Source organism: Pseudomonas sp. GW822-FHT01E03, assembly GCF_058802985.1.
This window is the reverse complement of sequence record NZ_JBXAOQ010000003.1, coordinates 50119-68609: the sequence shown is the minus strand read 5'-3', so window position 1 is coordinate 68609 and position 18491 is coordinate 50119. Positions and strand designations below refer to the sequence as shown.

The 18491-nt window shown below is 59.9% G+C and carries 18 protein-coding genes and 1 tRNA gene; 5 read left to right on the top strand and 14 right to left on the bottom strand.

Going from position 1 to position 18491, the window contains the following annotated elements:
- Positions 1 to 81: 81 nt before the first annotated feature.
- Positions 82 to 1155 (bottom strand): fatty acid desaturase, encoded by a 1074-nt coding sequence (locus tag AC1RP7_RS06440; RefSeq protein WP_057712508.1) that lies wholly within the window; start codon positions 1153 to 1155, stop codon positions 82 to 84.
- Positions 1156 to 1255: 100 nt separating this feature from the next.
- Between AC1RP7_RS06440 and AC1RP7_RS06435 the strand changes: the two genes are divergently transcribed.
- Positions 1256 to 2260 carry an AraC family transcriptional regulator gene (locus AC1RP7_RS06435; protein ID WP_057712509.1) on the top strand — a complete coding sequence of 335 codons (1005 nt, stop codon included), beginning with the start codon at positions 1256 to 1258 and terminating at the stop codon, positions 2258 to 2260.
- A gap of 123 nt (positions 2261 to 2383) precedes the next feature.
- Here the strand turns inward: AC1RP7_RS06435 and AC1RP7_RS06430 are convergent, their stop codons facing one another.
- Positions 2384 to 3070: a Crp/Fnr family transcriptional regulator gene (locus tag AC1RP7_RS06430; protein WP_492625134.1), complete on the bottom strand. Its 687-nt coding sequence runs from the start codon at positions 3068 to 3070 to the stop codon at positions 2384 to 2386.
- Between the two features lie 83 nt (positions 3071 to 3153).
- Between AC1RP7_RS06430 and AC1RP7_RS06425 the strand changes: the two genes are divergently transcribed.
- Positions 3154 to 3678 (top strand): Mpo1 family 2-hydroxy fatty acid dioxygenase, encoded by a 525-nt coding sequence (locus AC1RP7_RS06425; protein ID WP_090452436.1) that lies wholly within the window; start codon positions 3154 to 3156, stop codon positions 3676 to 3678.
- A 90-nt stretch (positions 3679 to 3768) separates the two neighbouring features.
- On the opposite strand, the gene AC1RP7_RS06420 is transcribed toward AC1RP7_RS06425, so the two are convergent.
- From AC1RP7_RS06420 to dibA, 6 genes are all read right to left on the bottom strand, one after another.
- Positions 3769 to 4758 carry a sulfate/molybdate ABC transporter ATP-binding protein gene (locus AC1RP7_RS06420; RefSeq protein ID WP_057712512.1) on the bottom strand — a complete coding sequence of 330 codons (990 nt, stop codon included), beginning with the start codon at positions 4756 to 4758 and terminating at the stop codon, positions 3769 to 3771.
- A 3-nt stretch (positions 4759 to 4761) separates the two neighbouring features.
- Positions 4762 to 5631, bottom strand: coding sequence for a sulfate ABC transporter permease subunit CysW (gene cysW, locus AC1RP7_RS06415; protein WP_007972954.1), 870 nt, complete (start codon positions 5629 to 5631; stop codon positions 4762 to 4764).
- Between the two features lie 12 nt (positions 5632 to 5643).
- Positions 5644 to 6462: a sulfate ABC transporter permease subunit CysT gene (cysT, locus tag AC1RP7_RS06410; protein ID WP_007972956.1), complete on the bottom strand. Its 819-nt coding sequence runs from the start codon at positions 6460 to 6462 to the stop codon at positions 5644 to 5646.
- A gap of 69 nt (positions 6463 to 6531) precedes the next feature.
- The gene (locus tag AC1RP7_RS06405; RefSeq protein WP_102672718.1) at positions 6532 to 7545 is read right to left on the bottom strand and encodes a sulfate ABC transporter substrate-binding protein; all 1014 of its coding nucleotides are present in this window, start codon (positions 7543 to 7545) and stop codon (positions 6532 to 6534) included.
- Between the two features lie 68 nt (positions 7546 to 7613).
- Positions 7614 to 7796, bottom strand: coding sequence for a sulfur starvation response protein OscA (gene oscA / locus AC1RP7_RS06400; RefSeq protein WP_056726967.1), 183 nt, complete (start codon positions 7794 to 7796; stop codon positions 7614 to 7616).
- A 289-nt stretch (positions 7797 to 8085) separates the two neighbouring features.
- Positions 8086 to 10005, bottom strand: a complete 1920-nt coding sequence (gene dibA / locus AC1RP7_RS06395) for a phosphodiesterase DibA (protein ID WP_493181481.1) — start codon at positions 10003 to 10005, stop codon at positions 8086 to 8088.
- A 146-nt stretch (positions 10006 to 10151) separates the two neighbouring features.
- Between dibA and desA the strand changes: the two genes are divergently transcribed.
- Together desA and AC1RP7_RS06385 are read left to right on the top strand one after the other, a co-directional pair.
- Complete coding sequence (gene desA / locus AC1RP7_RS06390) at positions 10152 to 11336, top strand: delta-9 fatty acid desaturase DesA (RefSeq protein WP_057712516.1); 1185 nt, start codon at positions 10152 to 10154, stop codon at positions 11334 to 11336.
- Between the two features lie 202 nt (positions 11337 to 11538).
- Entirely contained in the window at positions 11539 to 12528 is a 990-nt protein-coding gene (locus AC1RP7_RS06385; protein WP_493181480.1) for a GGDEF domain-containing protein, read from the top strand.
- A 190-nt stretch (positions 12529 to 12718) separates the two neighbouring features.
- Here AC1RP7_RS06385 and AC1RP7_RS06380 read toward each other — a convergent pair whose 3' ends face one another.
- From AC1RP7_RS06380 to gabD, 3 genes are all read right to left on the bottom strand, one after another.
- Positions 12719 to 13933, bottom strand: a complete 1215-nt coding sequence (locus tag AC1RP7_RS06380) for an HDOD domain-containing protein (protein ID WP_493181479.1) — start codon at positions 13931 to 13933, stop codon at positions 12719 to 12721.
- A gap of 136 nt (positions 13934 to 14069) precedes the next feature.
- Entirely contained in the window at positions 14070 to 15347 is a 1278-nt protein-coding gene (gene gabT / locus AC1RP7_RS06375) for a 4-aminobutyrate--2-oxoglutarate transaminase (RefSeq protein WP_096513965.1), read from the bottom strand.
- Positions 15348 to 15531: 184 nt separating this feature from the next.
- Positions 15532 to 16974 (bottom strand): NADP-dependent succinate-semialdehyde dehydrogenase, encoded by a 1443-nt coding sequence (gabD, locus tag AC1RP7_RS06370; protein WP_493181478.1) that lies wholly within the window; start codon positions 16972 to 16974, stop codon positions 15532 to 15534.
- Positions 16975 to 17323: 349 nt separating this feature from the next.
- Here gabD and AC1RP7_RS06365 point away from each other — a divergent pair.
- Positions 17324 to 17400 (top strand) — tRNA-Arg (locus AC1RP7_RS06365).
- Positions 17401 to 17472: 72 nt separating this feature from the next.
- Here the strand turns inward: AC1RP7_RS06365 and AC1RP7_RS06360 are convergent.
- Genes AC1RP7_RS06360 through AC1RP7_RS06350 form a run of 3 tightly spaced genes read right to left on the bottom strand, consistent with a single transcriptional unit; the run spans position 17473 to position 18465 of the window.
- The gene (locus AC1RP7_RS06360) at positions 17473 to 17781 is read right to left on the bottom strand and encodes a type II toxin-antitoxin system RelE/ParE family toxin (RefSeq protein WP_493181477.1); all 309 of its coding nucleotides are present in this window, start codon (positions 17779 to 17781) and stop codon (positions 17473 to 17475) included.
- On the bottom strand, positions 17778 to 18230 hold the full coding sequence (locus tag AC1RP7_RS06355; RefSeq protein ID WP_256353276.1) for a type II toxin-antitoxin system Phd/YefM family antitoxin: 453 nt from the start codon (positions 18228 to 18230) through the stop codon (positions 17778 to 17780). Before AC1RP7_RS06355 ends, AC1RP7_RS06360 begins: the two co-directional genes overlap by 4 nt.
- Positions 18196 to 18465 (bottom strand): hypothetical protein, encoded by a 270-nt coding sequence (locus AC1RP7_RS06350; protein ID WP_493181476.1) that lies wholly within the window; start codon positions 18463 to 18465, stop codon positions 18196 to 18198. Before AC1RP7_RS06350 ends, AC1RP7_RS06355 begins: the two co-directional genes overlap by 35 nt.
- Positions 18466 to 18491: the final 26 nt, after the last annotated feature.

Genomic DNA, 18491 nt, shown 5'->3' with positions numbered 1-18491 from the left:
GATGTGATGCAAAGATCGCATTCACACCGACACACCCTGTGGGAGCGAGCTTGCTCGCGATGAGGCCTTAACAAACAACCATCAAGCCCGAGCCGTACGCACCTTATCCCCGACCAATTCGTCCTTGCGCTCAAACCGGTTGGCCCGCGCAAACGTGCCGAAATCATTGAACCGCACACCCATCTCGCGCATCACCTTGTGTCCCACCGGCACGGTGAGCTGCCGGATGTAGAACGGTTCCTTCACCACAAAGTGATGGATCCCGTGGCTGCTGCCGAAGTTGAAGCAGAACGCCTGCAACGGCCACAGCCACCACGCGTTCAGCACTTGCGTCTGCTGCATCACGTTGCCCGGCTCCACGTCACCGTAGTAGTGCATGTTCGAGCTGATGAAGTGCAGGCAGAACGTGCGCAACACGTTCGGGCCGATGATCACCACTGCCGCGATGTCGATCACCTGCATCACCGACAACGTGGTCGCCGACCACTCGATCGGTGCACCCATCAGATGTGCAACGCCGTTCGCTGCGTGGAAACCGAGAAACACGTACCAGGCGCCCCAATGCATCAGCGCCAGCGGTGCGTAGACCTTCAGGGTGCGCTGGACGATGCTGATCTTTTGCGCCCAGGTCTTGGCCCGCAGCATGCGGATGAACGACGACATCATGTTGTCGCCAATCATCAAGAATCGCGCGATGCCCCATGGTTCGCCGTTGGTAATGGCGCGTTCTTCCATATCGGTTTCAGAGCCCGACACCTTGTGGTGATTGAGGTGCAGATGGCGGCGAATCCACGGATTGATAGTGCTCGGCCGCGCCAGCCACACCAGCCCCATCATCAGGTTGTGCGGCACCTTCTGCTTGCGGAAGTACATGCTGTGGATCAGGTCGTGCTCCAGCTCATGGGTCAACGAGGCGAAAAACGCGTTGAGCAGCAGGCACGCCCACCACGCCATGTGCCCGCTCATGTAGAGCGCCGCTGAGCCGACCATACCGGCGATGGCGAAGGTCAGAATGCCTGCGCCGAGGGCGTCCTGATGCTTGAGAATCGGGTATTGCTCGCGCAGCTCGACGCCTCTGGCCAGCACCACTTCGCGGATATGGGCCGATCGTTGGGCTGCATTCAGTCGTTGGGGGCTTGCAGAAGTACCGCTCATGCTTCCATCCTCTGGTTATTGATGGTTGCATCCTGCCTTGGAAACCTCTGCAAGGCGGTAGCCGAGAACGCCAACCTGTTGACCGGAAGCGCCAATCAGCATGACTGAACCGACCTCCCTCGCCAGCTGGACCCGCGCCCTGCGCAAGCAACTCGATGCCCTGGGCATCGACAGCACCGCCCTGTGCCAGCAAGCGGGGCTCGACCCGCAACTGATGGACGACCCGAACGCGCGCTATCCGCTGTCGGGCACCACGCACCTGTGGAATCTGGCGGTGCAGACCAGCGGTGACCCGGCGATCGGTTTGCGGGTTTCGCGTTTCGTCAGCCCGACCACCTTCCATGCGCTGGGTTATGCGCTGGTGGCCAGCGGCAGCCTGCGGGAAGTGTTCGAGCGCATCGTGCGCTATCACCAGGTGGTCAGCGATGCCCTGGAACTGGAACTGACCCGTGCCGAGGATCGCTACCGTTTCAGCCTGAAAATCCCGGCCGGTAACCCCGCCCCAGCCTTCGAAGCCATCGATGCGTTCATGGCGATTTACGTGCGCACCTGCCGCAATCGCCTGGGTCGCGACTACGCGCCACTGGCGACCTACCTGCGTCGCCCGGAGCCGACGGACGCGCACCAATGGCATAAGGTCTTCCGCTCGCCCATGTACTTCGGCGCCGACGAAGACCGGCTGGAGTTCGCCCTCGTCGACTTCGACAGCCACCTGGATGACGCCAACCCGGAACTGGCCGAACACAATGAAACCGTGCTCAAGCGCACCCTGGCGCAACTCAAGCCGCTGACCTGGGAGCGCAAGGTTCGCGATGCCATTGAAGAACAACTGCCCGAAGGCGAACCCAGCGCCGAACACATCGCCAAGGCCCTGCACCTGAGCCTGCGCAGCCTGCAACGGCACCTGGCCGATGAAGGCTGCCGGTTCGACACGTTGCTCAACGAAAGCCGCGAAAACCTCGCGCTGCTGCACCTGCGCGACCCGCAGGTGTCGCTGAGCGAAATCAGTTATCTGCTCGGATTTGCCGACACCAGCAGCTTCAGCCGCGCGTTCAAGCGCTGGACGGGGATGACGCCGGGGCAGTTTCGGGATGGGTTGCGGTGATTGATCCGGATCCCCTGTGGGAGCGAGCTTGCTCGCGATTGCGGACGGTCAGTCGACACACCTGGAGACTGACACACCGTCATCGCGAGCAAGCTCGCTCCCACAATGGGCCTGCGTAAACAGTTAAATCGAGGCCAGCTCCCGCAACCGGGCGGCATCGAGGATTTCAATTTCGCCGTAACTCAGCCCGATGATCCCCTGCCCCTGCAACTCCTTGAGAATCTGGTTGGTGGTCTGGCGCGACAGCGACAGCATTGAAGCAAGCTGCTCCTGGGGCAGTTGCAGGACGCGGCGCGCAGGAATGGTCTCGCCATAGCCTTCGGCGATCATCAACAAGCGGTGCGCCAGCCGTGCCGGGGCCGGCAACAGGCTCAGTTGTTCGAGGTTGATGAAGGTCATGCGCAACTTCTGGCTCATCAGCAATGCCAGTTGCCGCCAGTGCTGCGGATGCTCGTCGAGCAGCGCCAGCAAGGTGTTCTGGGGAATGTGCAGCAGCGTGCACTGGCCCACGCCGTACGCATCGTGGGTGCGTGGCTGGCCATCGAACAGGCAGATTTCGCCGAACCAGTGCGGCGGCTCCACCAGGCTCAGCAACGCTTCCTTGCCTTGCTCGCTGACGGCACCGACGCGCACCGCGCCTTCAAGCACCGCGTACAGGCCACAGGGCGGATCGCCACGCTTGAACAGCCGCTGGCCCGCAGACAAGCGCCGCAGCCTGGCCGCCGACAGCAGGCTATCCTGTAGGGAAACAGGCAAATGGCTGAACCACTGACCGCTCATCAGGCGTGGACGCCAGACCTGCATATCCATGAAAACTCCTAGAGATTGTCGCCTGGCTGACAGAGTGGGAAATGGCCCCGGGGCATGATCAATCACCCTACAGGAGAACAACAATGAAAAGCCTGGTCGACCACCTCAGTCAATACGCCGCCTACCACCGTGACCCGCGCAACATCGCCTCGCACTTTATCGGCATTCCGCTGATCGTGGTCGCCGTCGCGGTGTTGCTGTCCCGGCCGGAGTGGTCGCTGGGCGGCGTGTGGATCTCACCGGCGGTGCTCGTCTCGCTGGCATCGGCGTGGTTTTACCTGCGCCTGGAGTTGCGCCTGGGCGTGTTGATGACTGTGTTGCTCGGGCTGTCCGTGTGGGCCGGTCATGCGCTGGCGCAGCAAAGCACGCTGGTCTGGCTGGGCAGCGGCGTGGCGATGTTCGTGATCGGTTGGGCGATTCAGTTTGTCGGCCATCACTACGAAGGGCGCAAACCGGCGTTCGTCGATGATGTGACGGGATTGATTGTCGGGCCGTTGTTTGTGGTGGCCGAGCTGGCGTTCATGCTGGGGATGCGGCATGACCTGAAAGAGCAGATCGAGGCGCGGGCGGGTGGGGTACGGGTCAATCCGAAACGTGCCGCTGTTTAGATAGCAATCGCGAGCAAGCTCGCTCCCACAGAGGATCTATGGTGCACATAGAACCCCTGTGGGAGCGAGCTTGCTCGCGATGCTTTTGCTTTAGATATTCGCGAGTTTCTGCCAGACCTTCGGCTTGAAGAACAGCGTCTCTCCCTTCGCCAACCCGATCAGGCTATCGTGATCCTTGACCACTTCGGCTTCGATCAGATCGCTCTGCCCTTCAACCTTCAGCGTCACCCGTGTTGTCGCGCCCAGCGGACGAATGTCCCGCACTTCCGCCGCGTGGTGGTCTTCCAGTTCATGGCGTGACAGCGACACCTCGTGCGGGCGGAACAGCACGTGCCTGTCTTCGCCCAGGTGCAGACGGTTCGAATCACCGAGGAAGTGATAGACGAAATCGCTGGCCGGGTTTTCGTAGACGTCACCCGGTGAGCCGATCTGCTCGATCACACCCTTGTTCATCACCACGATACGGTCGGCGACTTCCATCGCTTCTTCCTGGTCGTGGGTGACGAACACCGAGGTCAGGTTGATGTCTTCGTGCAGGCGCGCCAACCAGCGACGCAGCTCTTTACGGACCTTGGCGTCGAGGGCGCCGAAAGGTTCGTCGAGCAGCAGCACTTTCGGCTCCACCGCCAGCGCCCGGGCCAGGGCGATGCGCTGGCGCTGACCGCCGGAGAGTTGTTCCGGATAGCGATCCGACAGCCAATCCAGCTGCACCATATTCAGCAGTTCGTGGACTTTGGTGGCGATCTGGCTTTCGCTCGGGCGCTGGTTTTTCGGTTTCATGCGCAGGCCGAACGCGACGTTGTCGAACACCGTCATGTGGCGGAACAGGGCGTAGTGCTGGAACACGAAACCGACGTTGCGATCACGCACGTCATGCCCGGAAACGTCTTCACCGTGGAACACGATGTTGCCCTGGTCCGGGGTCTCCAGGCCGGCGATGATTCGCAGCAGCGTGGTCTTGCCGCAGCCCGACGGACCGAGCAACGCGACGAGTTCGCCGCTCTGGATGTCCAGGCTGATGTTGTCCAGCGCCTTGAACGCGTGGAAGTTCTTGCTGACATTACGCACTTCGATCGACATGAATTATTCCTCCGCGGCGCTGGCGCGCAGGCGGTTAATACGGTTTTCGCTCCACTGCTTGAGCAGCAGGATGAAGAGCGCCAGGATCAGCAACAGGCTCGCCACGGCGAACGCGGCCACGTGGTTGTATTCGTTGTAGAGGATCTCAACGTGCAACGGCAGAGTGTTGGTCACCCCGCGAATGTGCCCGGAAACCACCGACACCGCACCGAACTCCCCCATGGCCCGCGCGGTACACAACACCACGCCGTAGATCAGGCCCCATTTGATGTTGGGCACGGTGACGTGCCAGAACATCTGCCAGCCGTTGGCCCCGAGCAGGCGCGCGGCCTCCTCTTCCTGGGTACCTTGCTCCTGCATCAGCGGGATCAGTTCACGGGCAACGAACGGCACGGTGACGAAGATCGTCGCCAGCACGATGCCCGGCAGGGCGAAGACGATCTGGATGTCGTGGTCCTGCAACCATGGGCCGAACAGGCCTTGGGCGCCGAACATCAGCACATAGACCAGACCGGCGATCACCGGCGACACCGAGAACGGCAGGTCGATCAGTGTCACCAGCATGCTCTTGCCGCGGAACGAGTACTTGCTCACACACCACGCGGCACTGACACCAAACACCAGGTTCAGCGGCACCGAAATCAACACGGCGATGACCGTGAGTTTCAGCGCCGACAGCGCGTCCGGCTCAAAGATCGCGGTGAAAAACGCACCGAGGCCGAGCTTCAGCCCTTGGGAGACCACGATGAACAGCGGCAGCAACAGGAAGAGCGCAAAAATCAGCCAGCCAAGGCCGATCAGGATTCGCCGCGAGGTCGCGCTGCCACGGCGGGCAGCGTTCGAGGAAGCGGCAGCAATAGACGATTGGGACATGGGTGCGCCTCCTTATGGGGTTTCGATGCGCCGCTGCAACAAGTTGATCAGCAGCAACAGGACGAAGGAAACCACCAGCATCAGTACACCAATGGAGGTAGCGCCGGTGTAATCGTATTGGTCGAGCTTGACCATGATCAACAGCGGCAGAATCTCGGTTTTCATCGGCATGTTGCCGGCGATGAAAATCACCGAACCGTACTCGCCGACCCCGCGGGCAAAGGCCAGAGCGAATCCGGTAAGCCATGCCGGAAGCAGTGCCGGCAGCAGGATATGGCGGAAAACCTGCAAGGGTTTTGCACCCAGGCACGCCGCCGCTTCCTCGACTTCACGAGGAATATCCGCCAATACTGGCTGTACGGTACGTACTACGAATGGAAGTGTCACAAAAGTGAGGGCAAGGGTGATGCCCAGAGGGGTGTAGGCGATCTTGAAACCCAGATCCGCCGCAAACTGACCGACCAGACCGGTAGGGGTGTACAACGCCGTCAGCGCAATACCGGCCACCGCCGTGGGCAATGCGAACGGCAAGTCGATCATTGCATCGATCACTTTTCGCCCAGGGAAGGTATAGCGCACTAATACCCAGGCCAGCAGCGTGCCAATGATGCCGTTGATGATCGCGGCACACAGGGCGGTGCCGAAGCTGAGCTTCAACGCGGCCAGCACCCGTGGTGCCGAGATGATTGCCCAGAACTGATCCCAGGTGAGTTGAGCGGCATGCACGAACATCGCCGCCAGTGGTATGAGCACAATCAGGCTGAGGTACACCAAGGTGTAGCCCAGCGTCAGCCCGAAGCCGGGTATGACGGGGGAAATACGACGCGACATAAAAGTCCTTGGTTGAGAACGCACTGAGCCCCGGAGGTGAATCCGGGGCTCGTTGATGGCTATTTAAGATTACTGCGCCTGATAGATCTGGTCGAACACCCCTCCATCGTTGAAGAATTTCGGCTGTGCGGTTTTCCAGCCGCCGAAGTCCTTGTCAATGCTCACCAGCTCCAGTTTCGGGAACTGCTGGGCGTACTTGGCAGCCACGTCCTTATCACGTGGACGATAGAAGTTCTTCGCCGCGATTTCCTGGCCGGCCGGGCTGTACAGGTGCTTGAGATAGGCTTCGGCGATCTGCTCGTTGCCCTTTTTCTCGGCATTTTTGTCGACTACCGCCACCGGCGGCTCAGCAAGGATCGACAGCGAAGGCACGACGATGTCGAACTTGTCGGCGCCACCCTCTTCTTTCAGGGCCAGGAAGGCTTCGTTTTCCCAGGCCAGCAATACGTCGCCCTGGCCGTTGTTGACGAAGGTAATGGTCGAGCCGCGGGCGCCGGTATCCAGCACTGGCACGTGCTTGAACAGGGTTTGCACGTATTCCTTGGCCTTGGCTTCGTCGCCGCCATTGGCTTTCAGGCCATAGGCCCAGGCCGCGAGGAAGTTCCAGCGCGCACCGCCGGAGGTTTTCGGATTTGGTGTGATCACCGAGACATCATTCTTGATCAGGTCGCCCCAGTCCTTGATGCCTTTAGGGTTGCCCTTGCGCACCAGGAACACGATGGTCGAGGTGTAAGGCGTGCTGGCGTCCGGCAGGCGCTTTTGCCAGTCCGCCGGCAGGGACTTGCCAAGCTTGGCGATTTCGTCGATATCGCCGGCCAGGGCCAGGGTCACGACGTCGGCACGCAGGCCATCGATCACCGCCCGACCCTGCTTGCCCGAACCGCCGTGGGATTGCTGGATTTTCACGGAGTCACCGGCGTGGTCCTTTTGCCAGAACTTGATGAATTCGGCGTTGTAGTCCTGATACAGCTCGCGGGTCGGGTCGTATGACACGTTGAGCAGCTCATAGTCCTTGGCAACGGCGGAACCGGCAAAAAGGGCGCTGGCCAGGGCGGCCAAAGCGAAATGACGAATCGACGACATGGTGAAAGCTCCTGGAATTCTTGGTTTGTTGGCTTTTTCTTATGGGATATCGCGTTGCCTGATTCGCCTCAGCCCGACTTGTTGCCCGGCTGCTGCAAACGGAATTTTTCCTTGCGTTCGATCTGCACCACCTGGGCGTTGTGCACGGTGATTTCCACGGCGCCAAAGCGCAGATCGCGCAGGGCACTCTGGATTTCACGCAAGATGGTGGCTTCGTCTTGACCGTCGACGCTACGCAGGGATGCGCTCATATTGCTGCTCCTTCAACTGAGAGGTTGCCTCGCAGTGTCGGCACTGCTTGCGGCTTGAGAGCAATACTAGAGAGGTGTAGATATTCTTAAAAAGACTATTTAAGAATGTTTATATAACCAAAAGAGATTAACTGTGGAGACAAGAGCTTGAGGTGAATCACCCTCTTTCAGGCACACCAAAAAAAACCCTGTGGGAGCGAGCTTGCTCGCGATGAGGGAGTGTCAGCCACCAGAAATGTCGACTGATATTCCGCTATCGCGAGCGAGCTCGCTCCCACAGGTTTTGCTCCTACACGATCACCGGCTCATGCATCCAGTCAAGCTGCTCCGCCGGTACCGGCCGCCCGAACCAGTAGCCCTGACCCAGATCGCAATCGTGCTCGAGCAGAAATTCCGCCTGCTCAGCCTGCTCGATCCCCTCGGCATGGACCTGCATGCCCATGCTCTGGGCCAGCGCAATGATCACCCGCGAGATCGCCGCATCATCCTCATCCCACGGCAATCCGGCGACGAAGCCCTGGTCGATTTTCAACTTCTGCACCGGCAGACGCTTGAGCCGCAGCAACGATGAATAACCCGTGCCAAAGTCGTCGATGGCCAGGCGCACACCCAGCTCGCGCAGGCGATGCATCTGCTCCAGCGCGACTTCCGGGTCTTCCATCACCGCGCTTTCAGTGACTTCCAGCTCGAGAAACGCCGGCTCCAGCCCGGTTTCGCGCAGAACCTGCGCCACCTGCTGATACAGCTCACGACGGGCGAACAGACGCGAAGAAACGTTGACCGCGACGAACGACAGCACCACCCCGTCCTGCTGCCACTGGCACATCTGCCGGCACGCCTGCGCCATGACCCAGGCGTCGATTTCTGCAATCAGACCGGTTCGTTCGGCGACCGGAATGAATTCCGCCGGCGACACCAGGCCCCGCTGCGGGTGCTGCCAACGCACCAGCGCCTCGACGCCGATCAGGCGACGGCTCTTGAGGTCGTGAACCGGCTGGTAATAGACCCGCAGCTCTTGTCGATCCAGGGCGCGGCGCAATTCGAAGGCGATCTCGACCCGTTGCTGGGCGTGGGCCGTCAGCTCTTCGGTGTACAGGGCATAATCATTGCGCCCCGCGCTCTTGGCCTTGAACAGTGCAGAGTCGGCATTGCGCAGCAGTTGCTCGACGCTCAACGCATCGCTGGGGAACAGGCTGATGCCGATGCTGGTGTTTATGGACAGCTGGTGCCCATCAATAAGGAACGGCTCTTTAAGGCCCTCGATGATCCGCTGGGCCAACGCAGCGGCCTGAACCAGTTGCGGACAGCTTTCGGCAAGTATGGCGAACTCATCCCCGCCCAACCGCGCCAGGGTGACGCCCGGACCGAACATGGCCCCCAGGCGCTCGGCCACAGCCTTGAGCAACTGGTCGCCAATGGTATGCCCGAGGCTGTCGTTGATCATCTTGAAGTGATCGAGATCGATCATCAGCAGCGCGCAGCCACGCTTGTGGACCTGTGCCGAGGCCAGGGCCTGTTCGGCGCGGTCGATGAACAGCAGGCGGTTCGGCAGATCGGTCAGCGGATCGTGGTGCGCCAGGTGCATCAGTTCGTGTTCTGAATTCTTGATTGCACTGATGTCGGAAAACACCGCCACGTATTGGCTCGGCCGGCCGTAGTCGTCGTGGATCAGGCGGATCGTTTGCCATTGCGGGTAAATCTCGCCGCTTTTGCGCCGGTTCCAGATTTCTCCACTCCACTCCCCGACACTGGCGAGCGTGGCAAACATCACCTGATAGAACTCAGGAGAGTGTCGCCCGGACTTGAACAGGTTGGGCCGCTGCCCCAGCACGTCCTCACACCCGTAACCGGTGATTTCCATGAACGCCCGGTTCACATGGACGATCAGACCTTCCCGATTGGTGACCAGCACGCCTTCGCGGGTGCAGTCGAATACGGCTGCCGCCTGGCGCAAGCGCATGCGGTCGGCGTCGCGCTCACGCAGTTTGGCGCCGATACCCAGACACCGCAGCAGCCGCGCCCGGGCAATGAAGATCAACCCGGCACTGAACAGCACCCAGACATAACCGTTGATCAGTTGCCATCGCAATCGCTCGGCAGAGCTATCGAAGAAACTGTTTAATAAATAGCCACTCATCTGCAGCCAAACCACAGAAAGCAGCAGATAGAGCAGCGCTGCACGCAAGGCATCGCGATAGGTGGCAGACATCCGGCGATCCATGTCCCTACAAAAAGGTTGGAATTATAGTTTAAAGACACATCCAGCCACTCTTATCTGAAAGGGTGACTGGTTTTCTGTGTGGGCTTAGTGATAATGCAACGGCTGTTTTTTCTTTATCGAGGGCCCTACAGCCTATGTGGTACGAAGGTTTTCTTGGCTTGTCGCCCTGGTCGCTGGTAGCAGTCACCCTGCTGATGACCCACGTCACGATCATCGCCGTCACGGTCTATCTGCATCGTTACTCGGCCCATCGCTCCCTGGAGCTGAATGGCGGCCTTAAGCATTTTTTCCGTTTCTGGCTGTGGCTGACCACGGCGCAGAACACCCGCGAGTGGACCGCCATCCACCGCAAGCATCACGCCAAATGCGAAACCGTCGATGACCCGCACAGCCCGGTCATCAAGGGTTTGTCCACGGTGCTGCGCAAAGGCGCCGAGCTGTACCGCGCCGAAGCGGAAAACCCCGAGACGCTGCGCATCTACGGCAAGAACTGCCCCGAAGACTGGATCGAGCGCAACCTCTACAGCCGCTTCCCGCTGCTGGGCATCGCGATCATGGGCGTTATCGACCTGCTGCTGTTCGGCACCATCGGCATCACCATCTGGGCCATCCAGATGATGTGGATCCCGGTGTGGGCCGCCGGCGTGGTCAATGGCCTGGGCCATGCCATCGGCTACCGCAACTTCGAATGCCGCGATGCGGCGACCAACCTGGTGCCTTGGGGCATCCTGATTGGCGGCGAAGAACTGCATAACAACCATCACACCTACCCTAACTCGGCAAAACTGTCGGTGAAGAAGTGGGAATTCGACCTGGGCTGGGCGTGGATTCAAGTCTTCAGCTTCCTGCGCCTGGCCAAGGTTCAACGGGTTGCGCCGATTGCCCATCGCGTAGAAGGCAAGGGCAACCTGGACATGGACACCGCCATGGCGATCCTCAACAACCGCTTCCAGATCATGGCCCAGTACCGCAAATTGGTGATCGGCCCGCTGGTCAAGCAAGAGCTGGAAAAGGTCGATCACTCGGTACGTCACCAGTTCCACCGGGCCAAACGCCTGCTTTCGCGGGAGACCAGCCTGCTGGATGACAAACACCATGTACGCATCCAGAACATGCTCGAGCACAGTCAGGCGCTGAAGGTAATTTACGAAAAACGCCTGGCCCTGCAACAGATCTGGGTCAAGACCAGCTCAAATGGTCACGACATGCTGGCGGCCATCAAGGACTGGGTACACGAAGCCGAAGCCAGCGGGATTCAATCCCTGCGCGACTTCGCCGATCAGTTGAAGACCTACTCCCTGCGCCCTGCCGCCGTCTGAAAAAACCTGTGGGAGCGGGCTTGCTCGCTCCCACATGGTTATGTGGCGTGCCATCAGTACCGCCCGGCGGGAGCCAGCTTCCTCGCCACACAAGGCGGGAACTTCATCTAAAAAGCCCTATCTCAAAGACACTTCGCCATTCCCGGCAGGCTTGGTGTTGGCCGCTATCGAACACGCGGCATGCCCTTTGAGATTTGTGTCGATGGCCCCAAAAAACCTGCAAGACTCATCTCCGTCGCATTGGCCCGAGGCCGCGCAGCCCCTGATAGCGCTGATGCATGCCCAACGCGAAGTCGCACGCCTGAGCGAACGTGAACAGTTGTTCAGCACCTTGCTGATGAGCGTCAATGCAGTGCTGTGGGCATTCGATTGGGAAACCCGCAAGGTGCTTTACGTCAGCCCCGCCTATGAACGGATCTTTGGCCGTTCGGCCGATCTACTGCTGGCCGACTGCAATCAATGGTGCGACAGCATTCACCCTGACGACCTGGACTATGCCGAACGCAGCCTTGCCGAAGTGCTGGACAAAGGCGCCGTCGAAGACCGCGAGTATCGAGTCATCGCCGCAGACGGCCAGGTGCGCTGGCTAAGCGACAAATGCTACATCAACCGCCAGCCCGAGCCGGGGCAACCGGTGATCATCGTCGGCATCGCCGAAGACATCACCGACAAGAAGCAGATGGAAACCGAGCTGCATCGCCTGGCCACCATCGATGCGCTGACCCAGAGCAGCAACCGCCGTCATTTCTTCGAATGCGCCCACCGCGCGTTCGCACACACCCGGCAACAGGGCGAGCCGCTGTCGTTTCTGATGCTGGACATTGATAACTTCAAGACGATCAACGACACCTACGGTCACCAGGAAGGCGACAACGTGTTGCAACGCATTGCCGAAAGCGGCCGCGCAGCGTTGCGTCGTGGCGACCTGTTCGGGCGTATTGGCGGTGAGGAGTTTGCAGCGGTGTTTCCCGGGTGCACGCCACAGATGGCCCTGCAAGTGGCTGAACGCTTGCAACAACAGATTCAGCGATTGAGTTTCAACCATGAGGGCCAGACGTTCGGCATCACCGTCAGCCAGGGCCTGACCAGCCTGACCGCCGCGGACGAAAACGTGGAAAACCTGTTTTCCCGGGCCGATGCGGCGATGTACCAGGCCAAGCGCGAGGGAAAGAACCGGATTGTGACGGGCTGAGATTTCGCTGGCACCACCGGATACCTGTGGCGAGGGGGCTTTGCCCCCGTTCGGTTGCGCAGCAGCCGTAAACCAGCGAATGCGGTTGTCCTGACAATGCTGGAACACCAAATGCAGGACTGCTTCGCAGCCCAACGGGGGCAAGCCCCCTCGCCACAAAAGCTCGCTCCCACAGGGGTTGGTGGTGTGCTTACTTTTTGCGCAAACGCATCAACTCCGGCAGGCCGATCTTGAGTAACCTCGCCGTCCGGCTCTTCGCCAGCGCCTCGATGCCCTCATGCTCGCTCAGGCGCGCCATCTGCGCCGCCATGTTCATCACCAGCGCTTCGCGCGAGTAAACCCCGCCACCGAGCTGGTAGGCCGCCGCAATCAGTTCGCGCAACTCCAGTGGCAGACGCCAGCGCGTGCGCAGGGCCGAGCCATAGGCCGCGCCAAATTCAACCAGCGCTTCGCCCACTTCCTCCTGCTCGTCCAGTTCGCCACCGGCCTGTTTCCATTCCTGCAAACACCGCAGCAACGCCAGATCGCCGAGACGATGCAACATGCCGGCGCAATAGCAGCGCTCCTGATCCAGATCGAGCAAGCGCGCCAGGGTTCTCGCGTATTCGGCGGTGTGCAGGGACAGATCCCAGTAACGCTCGGCATAGTCGGCCAATTGCGGATCGCTGAGCCGGGCACTGCGCTTGAGCGCCAGCCCGAGAATCAGGTTCATGCTCTGCCCGGTGCCCAGGCGATGCAGCGCCTGGGACAGGTTTTGCACAGCGGTGCCGTGGTGCTGGGCCGCGCTGTTGGCGGCGGCGATCAGCACAGCGGTAACCTGCGGATCGGTGCGGACTTCGTCTTCCAGCACCGTCAAATCGAGGCCATTGGGATTGAGGCTGCGCTTGACCGCCACTTGCACGTCGGTCATCAGCGGCGCACCGTCAGCCAATTCCCGTCGACGCTCCAGAAACACCGACAACGTCATGCCCGGTGCCAGCGACGGCACTTCGCACGAGACTTCTTCGCCAGCATTCAGCAGCAGCCCCTGCAACCGATGGGTCAGGCTTTCCATATTCAGGGGTTTGGTCAGGTACGCGGCCGGCGCCAGCGGCAAGGCCTCGCGCACGCTGGCACTGTCGTTGCGACTGCTCATCAGAATGAACGGCATGGGCGGATTGCGTTTGCGCTGGCGGATGTTGCGCAGGACATTCAGGCCATCGACGCCCGGCAACTCCCAGTCGGCGATCACCAGGTCATAGGGGTTGGCAGCCAATAGCTCCAGCGCTTGCTGACCATCGGCGCACAAATCCAGCCGCGCATCGCAGCGTACGTTCAACAACACTTCCTTGAGCAAATCCCGGGACCAGGGGTCGGCCTCGGCGATCAGGACTCTTGGAACGGCGGGTAAAATGACGGTTGTCATACAGCTCTCCCTGGCAATGCGCAAACCTTAGCCAATGCTGGCCATCCGATACAGCGCTAATGGGCGGGATGTGTTTCAAGGGGCATGAAAAAACCCGCCGAAGCGGGTTTTTTGTGGATCAGGTCACACTGGGTGATCAGAGCTCGGAGAAGCACTCTTCGATGATCGCCAGGCCTTTGTCCAGTTGCTCGTCCGGCGAGGTCAGCGGTACCAGAACGCGCAGAACGTTGCCGTAGGTGCCGCAGGACAGCAGGATCAGACCCTTGTCGCGAGCCTTGGCCACAACGGCTGCCACGGCGGTCGGGTTCGGCTTGTGGCTGTCGCCACCTTCGAACAGCTCGACAGCGATCATCGCGCCCAGGGCACGGACTTCACCGATCACCGGGTACTTGGCCTGGATGGCCTTCAGGCCGGTTACCAGACGCTCGCCAACAGCCTTGCAACGATCCAGCAGGTGTTCTTCTTCGAACACTTCCATCACGGCCAAGGCCGCGGCGCAAGCGATCGGGCTACCGGCGTAGGTGCCGCCCAGGCCGCCTGGAGCGATGGCGTCCATGTATTCGGCCTTGCCACACACACCGGCCAACGGGAAGCCGCCAGCGATGGATTTGGCGAAAGTGGTCAGGTCGGCGGCAACGCCCATCTGTTCCATGGCGAAGAAAGTACCGGTACGGCCAGCGCCAGTCTGTACTTCGTCAGCGATCAGCAGGATGCCGTGCTGGTCGCACAGGGCACGCAGACGCTTCATGAATTCTTTCGGAGCGACGTAGAAACCACCTTCGCCCTGAACCGGCTCGATGATGATCGCAGCGATGTCTTTCGGCTCGGCGTCGTTCTTGAAGATGCGTTCGATGGAAGCGATCGAATCGTCGATGCTCACGCCGTGCAGTTCGTTCGGGTACAGCGCGCGGAAGATGCCGCCTGGCATCAGGCCCATGCCGGCCGAGTAAGGCACGACTTTACCGGTCAGACCCAGGGTCATCATGGTGCGACCGTGGTAGGCGCCGGTGAAGGCGATCACGCCGGCACGGCCAGTGGCGGCACGGGCGATCTTGATGGAGTTTTCCACGGCTTCGGAGCCGGTGGTCACCAGCAGGGTTTTCTTGTCGAAATCACCTGGGACCTTGGCGTTGATTTTTTCGCACACTTCCACGTACGGCTCGTAGGCCAGTACCTGGAAGCAGGTGTGGGTCAGCTTGTTCAGCTGCTCGGTCACGGCGGCGATGACTTTCGGGTGCACGTGGCCGGTGTTCAGCACGGCGATACCGCCGGCGAAGTCGATGAACTCACGACCTTCAACGTCGGTCACGGTAGCGTTCTTCGCGGAATCGGCGAAGATCGGGTGAATCTGGCCAACACCACGTGGAACAGCAGCGGTACGGCGGGCCATCAAAGAAGCGTTAGTCTTGCTCATACATTCCTCATTCACCGCTCATCGGGCGGCGTGGTTCAAGGATAAAGCGACGGGGAGCAACGGCGGCAGCATGCGATGATCGACTGCCACTGCGTTCCCGGCCACCGAGAAAATTCCGGTTTGAAGCGGCGCAAAGGGACAGCGCTCTCGTGCCCTTTGCGCTTGAAACAATGCTCTTCCCGGCTTAGATGCCCAGGCAGAGGTATTTGATTTCCAGGTAATCTTCGATGCCGTACTTGGAGCCTTCACGGCCCAGGCCCGAGGCCTTGATGCCGCCGAACGGCGCGACTTCGTTGGAGATCAACCCGGTGTTGACGCCGACCATGCCGTATTCCAGGGCTTCAGCCACACGGAACACACGGCCCAGATCACGAGCATAGAAGTACGAGGCCAGACCGAACTCGGTGTCGTTGGACATCGCGATCACATCGGCTTCGTCTTTGAAGCGGAACAGCGGAGCCAATGGACCGAAGGTTTCTTCCTTGGCCACGGCAGCGTTATTCGGCACGTTGGTCAGGATGGTTGGCTCGAAGAAGTTGCCTTCCATCGCCTTGCCACCCGCCAGCACGGTCGCGCCTTTGCTCAAGGCATCGGCGATGTGTTCTTGCACCTTGGCCACGGCTTTTTCGTCGATCAGCGGACCAGTGGTAGTGCCTGCTTCCAGACCGTTGCCGATCTTCAGTTTGGCGACAGCCACTTTCAGCTTCTCGGCGAATGCGTCGTAAACACCGTCCTGGATGTACAGGCGGTTGGCGCAGACACAGGTCTGGCCGTTGTTGCGGTATTTGGAAATGATCGCGCCTTCGACGGCCTTATCCAGGTCCGCGTCGTCGAACACGATGAACGGCGCGTTGCCGCCCAGCTCCAGGGACACTTTCTTGATGTCCTTGGCGCATTCGGCCATCAGTTGACGACCGATTTCGGTCGAACCGGTGAAGGACAGCTTGCGCACGATCGGGTTGCTGGTCAGCTCGGTACCGATGTCGCCGGCGCTGCCGGAAACAACGCTGAACACGCCAGCCGGAATGCCGGCGCGCTGGGCCAGTTCGGCCAGGGCGAAAGCGGAGTACGGGGTTTGCGAAGCAGGCTTGAGCACCATGGTGCAACCGGCGGCCAGGGCCGGGCCGGCTTTACGGGTGATCATCGCAGCCGGGAAGTTCCACGGGGTGATTGCAGCGGTCACGCCGATTGGCTGCTTGATCACGATCAGGCGCTTGTCTGGCTGGTGGCCCGGAATCACGTCACCGTAGATACGCTTGGCTTCTTCGGCGAACCATTCGATGAAGGAAGCGGCGTAAACGATTTCGCCCTTGGCTTCGGCCAATGGCTTGCCTTGTTCCAGGGTCATCAGGCGAGCCAGGTCGTCCTGGTTCTCGATGATCAGTTCGAACCAGCGACGCAGCTTGGTCGCACGCTCTTTGGCGGTCAGTGCACGCCAGGCCGGCAGCGCTTTGTCAGCAGCTTCGATCGCACGGCGGGTTTCGGCAGCGCCCATTTTCGGCACGGTGCCCAGAATTTCGCCCGTTGCCGGGTTGTTGACCTTGATCGTCTGACCATTGTCCGCATCGACCCACGCGCCATCGATGAAGGCTTGCTGGCGGAACAACTGGGTGTCTTTAAGCTGCATGTCGGCTTTCCTTAACAGCACCGCAACGAATGCGGAGCAAATTATGATTGTAGAAAGGCGCCTCGATAGGCTGCCGTCAGGGAAATCATTCACCGGGCTGAAGCACATAAATAGCGCACTGATTGAACTCGTGCGGTTCAGCACCCAGACAAGAGCGTTTGAAATCTCAAACGAATCCTAGGATCAAAGGGGGTAAAGGACAATAGCCTGTTCGAAAAAAAGAACGAAAACGACGCTTTTGCCCATTTTTTCTGATCAACGTAGCAAACGCGCGTTACAGCTTTAAAAAAACGCAGGCGATTCAGCAGCATGGACGCCCGCAGCGCATATGAGTATCATGGCGCCCGCTGCACCAGTAGCTCAGCTGGATAGAGTACTGCCCTCCGAAGGCAGGGGTCGTGGGTTCGAATCCCGCCTGGTGCACCATACCGCTGTTACAAGAAAGCCTCGGGCCTTATGGGTCTGGGGCTTTTTTGTGGGTGATTGCAAGCTTCGCGCCTAATAATCAATGCTGCTTTTTTCAAACAGCCGGCCAATGTCTCTCGCGCTATGCAGCACGCGTTCGACCTTGATCTCGTCATCCATCAAACAGTAGAAAATCAGATATCGGCCATGGGGAAGCATTCGCAATCCCTTGGCGCAATCGTCTCTTGAAACACCCAGATTCGGTTGTTCGATTAATCGCGCGCACTGCATGCGCAGCTCGCCCACAAACGTCCGGGCCCGTTCAGGATTGTCTCGGGCGATAAAACGAGCGACTTGCAGCAGATCGTCCCGTGCCAATGCAGAGAAAAGCACTTGCCTCATGGACGGTGTTGCTCTGCTTCTACCTCATCAATCAGCGCATCAAGCTCGGCAAACATTGTATCGGCAGCGACGGCCGGACGCGGATCGTTGCGGCTCGCCGCAATGGCTTCACGAAGTTCGGCAGCGTGCAGCCGATCCAGCAGCTGTTGATAGGCCGCGTGCGGTAAAAGATAGGCGGCTGGACGGTTGTGGTTGAGCACGGCAACAGGCTCGGAACCGGCTTGCTCGATTACAGTACTCGGGCTGCGCTTGAGCTCGGTGATGCTGACCGAACGACTTGCAAGTAGCTGCTCCATGGCGGCTCCAAAGGTACGTAAAAAAGTACCTGATAGTGTGCCATTTTCAGCATGGGGGTCAACGAGTCTCCGACCGGTGCTGTCCTGGCCCACAAAAAAACCGCCGAAGCGGTTTTTTTCATTCTGTAGTCCAGTCGAATTCGTCGTACTCATCATCGTCCTCGTCGTCCTCGAAAAACTCCTCTTCAAGGTCGTCGTCTTCAACAACATCCTCTTCCGGCTGATTCAGCAGAAATTCCTTGCGACTCTCGGTAATCGCTCGCCGCAGTTCTTCACCCTTTTGCGGGCAGTTGAGCATTTGGGCGATGCGGTCGATCTTTTTTGCCACGGCATCCTCCAACGCATCGGCTATAGCCTGATAGTGCGCGCTTTCGGGGGTGGATGCCAAATCCCCGGAATGCCGCGCACTTCAGT

Coding starts and splice junctions, on each gene's coding strand:
- AC1RP7_RS06355 (WP_256353276.1), bottom strand. CDS start 18,230: ATGAGTACGACGAATTCGACTGGACTACAGAATGAAAAAAACCGCTTC.
- cysW (WP_007972954.1), bottom strand. CDS start 5,631: ATGTCCCAATCGTCTATTGCTGCCGCTTCCTCGAACGCTGCCCGCCGT.
- AC1RP7_RS06425 (WP_090452436.1), top strand. CDS start 3,154: ATGAAAAGCCTGGTCGACCACCTCAGTCAATACGCCGCCTACCACCGT.
- oscA (WP_056726967.1), bottom strand. CDS start 7,796: ATGAGCGCATCCCTGCGTAGCGTCGACGGTCAAGACGAAGCCACCATC.
- desA (WP_057712516.1), top strand. CDS start 10,152: ATGTGGTACGAAGGTTTTCTTGGCTTGTCGCCCTGGTCGCTGGTAGCA.
- AC1RP7_RS06440 (WP_057712508.1), bottom strand. CDS start 1,155: ATGAGCGGTACTTCTGCAAGCCCCCAACGACTGAATGCAGCCCAACGA.
- AC1RP7_RS06380 (WP_493181479.1), bottom strand. CDS start 13,933: ATGACAACCGTCATTTTACCCGCCGTTCCAAGAGTCCTGATCGCCGAG.
- AC1RP7_RS06435 (WP_057712509.1), top strand. CDS start 1,256: ATGACTGAACCGACCTCCCTCGCCAGCTGGACCCGCGCCCTGCGCAAG.
- cysT (WP_007972956.1), bottom strand. CDS start 6,462: ATGTCGCGTCGTATTTCCCCCGTCATACCCGGCTTCGGGCTGACGCTG.
- AC1RP7_RS06360 (WP_493181477.1), bottom strand. CDS start 17,781: ATGAGGCAAGTGCTTTTCTCTGCATTGGCACGGGACGATCTGCTGCAA.
- gabD (WP_493181478.1), bottom strand. CDS start 16,974: ATGCAGCTTAAAGACACCCAGTTGTTCCGCCAGCAAGCCTTCATCGAT.
- dibA (WP_493181481.1), bottom strand. CDS start 10,005: ATGTCTGCCACCTATCGCGATGCCTTGCGTGCAGCGCTGCTCTATCTG.
- AC1RP7_RS06405 (WP_102672718.1), bottom strand. CDS start 7,545: ATGTCGTCGATTCGTCATTTCGCTTTGGCCGCCCTGGCCAGCGCCCTT.
- AC1RP7_RS06420 (WP_057712512.1), bottom strand. CDS start 4,758: ATGTCGATCGAAGTGCGTAATGTCAGCAAGAACTTCCACGCGTTCAAG.
- AC1RP7_RS06430 (WP_492625134.1), bottom strand. CDS start 3,070: ATGGATATGCAGGTCTGGCGTCCACGCCTGATGAGCGGTCAGTGGTTC.
- gabT (WP_096513965.1), bottom strand. CDS start 15,347: ATGAGCAAGACTAACGCTTCTTTGATGGCCCGCCGTACCGCTGCTGTT.
- AC1RP7_RS06385 (WP_493181480.1), top strand. CDS start 11,539: ATGGCCCCAAAAAACCTGCAAGACTCATCTCCGTCGCATTGGCCCGAG.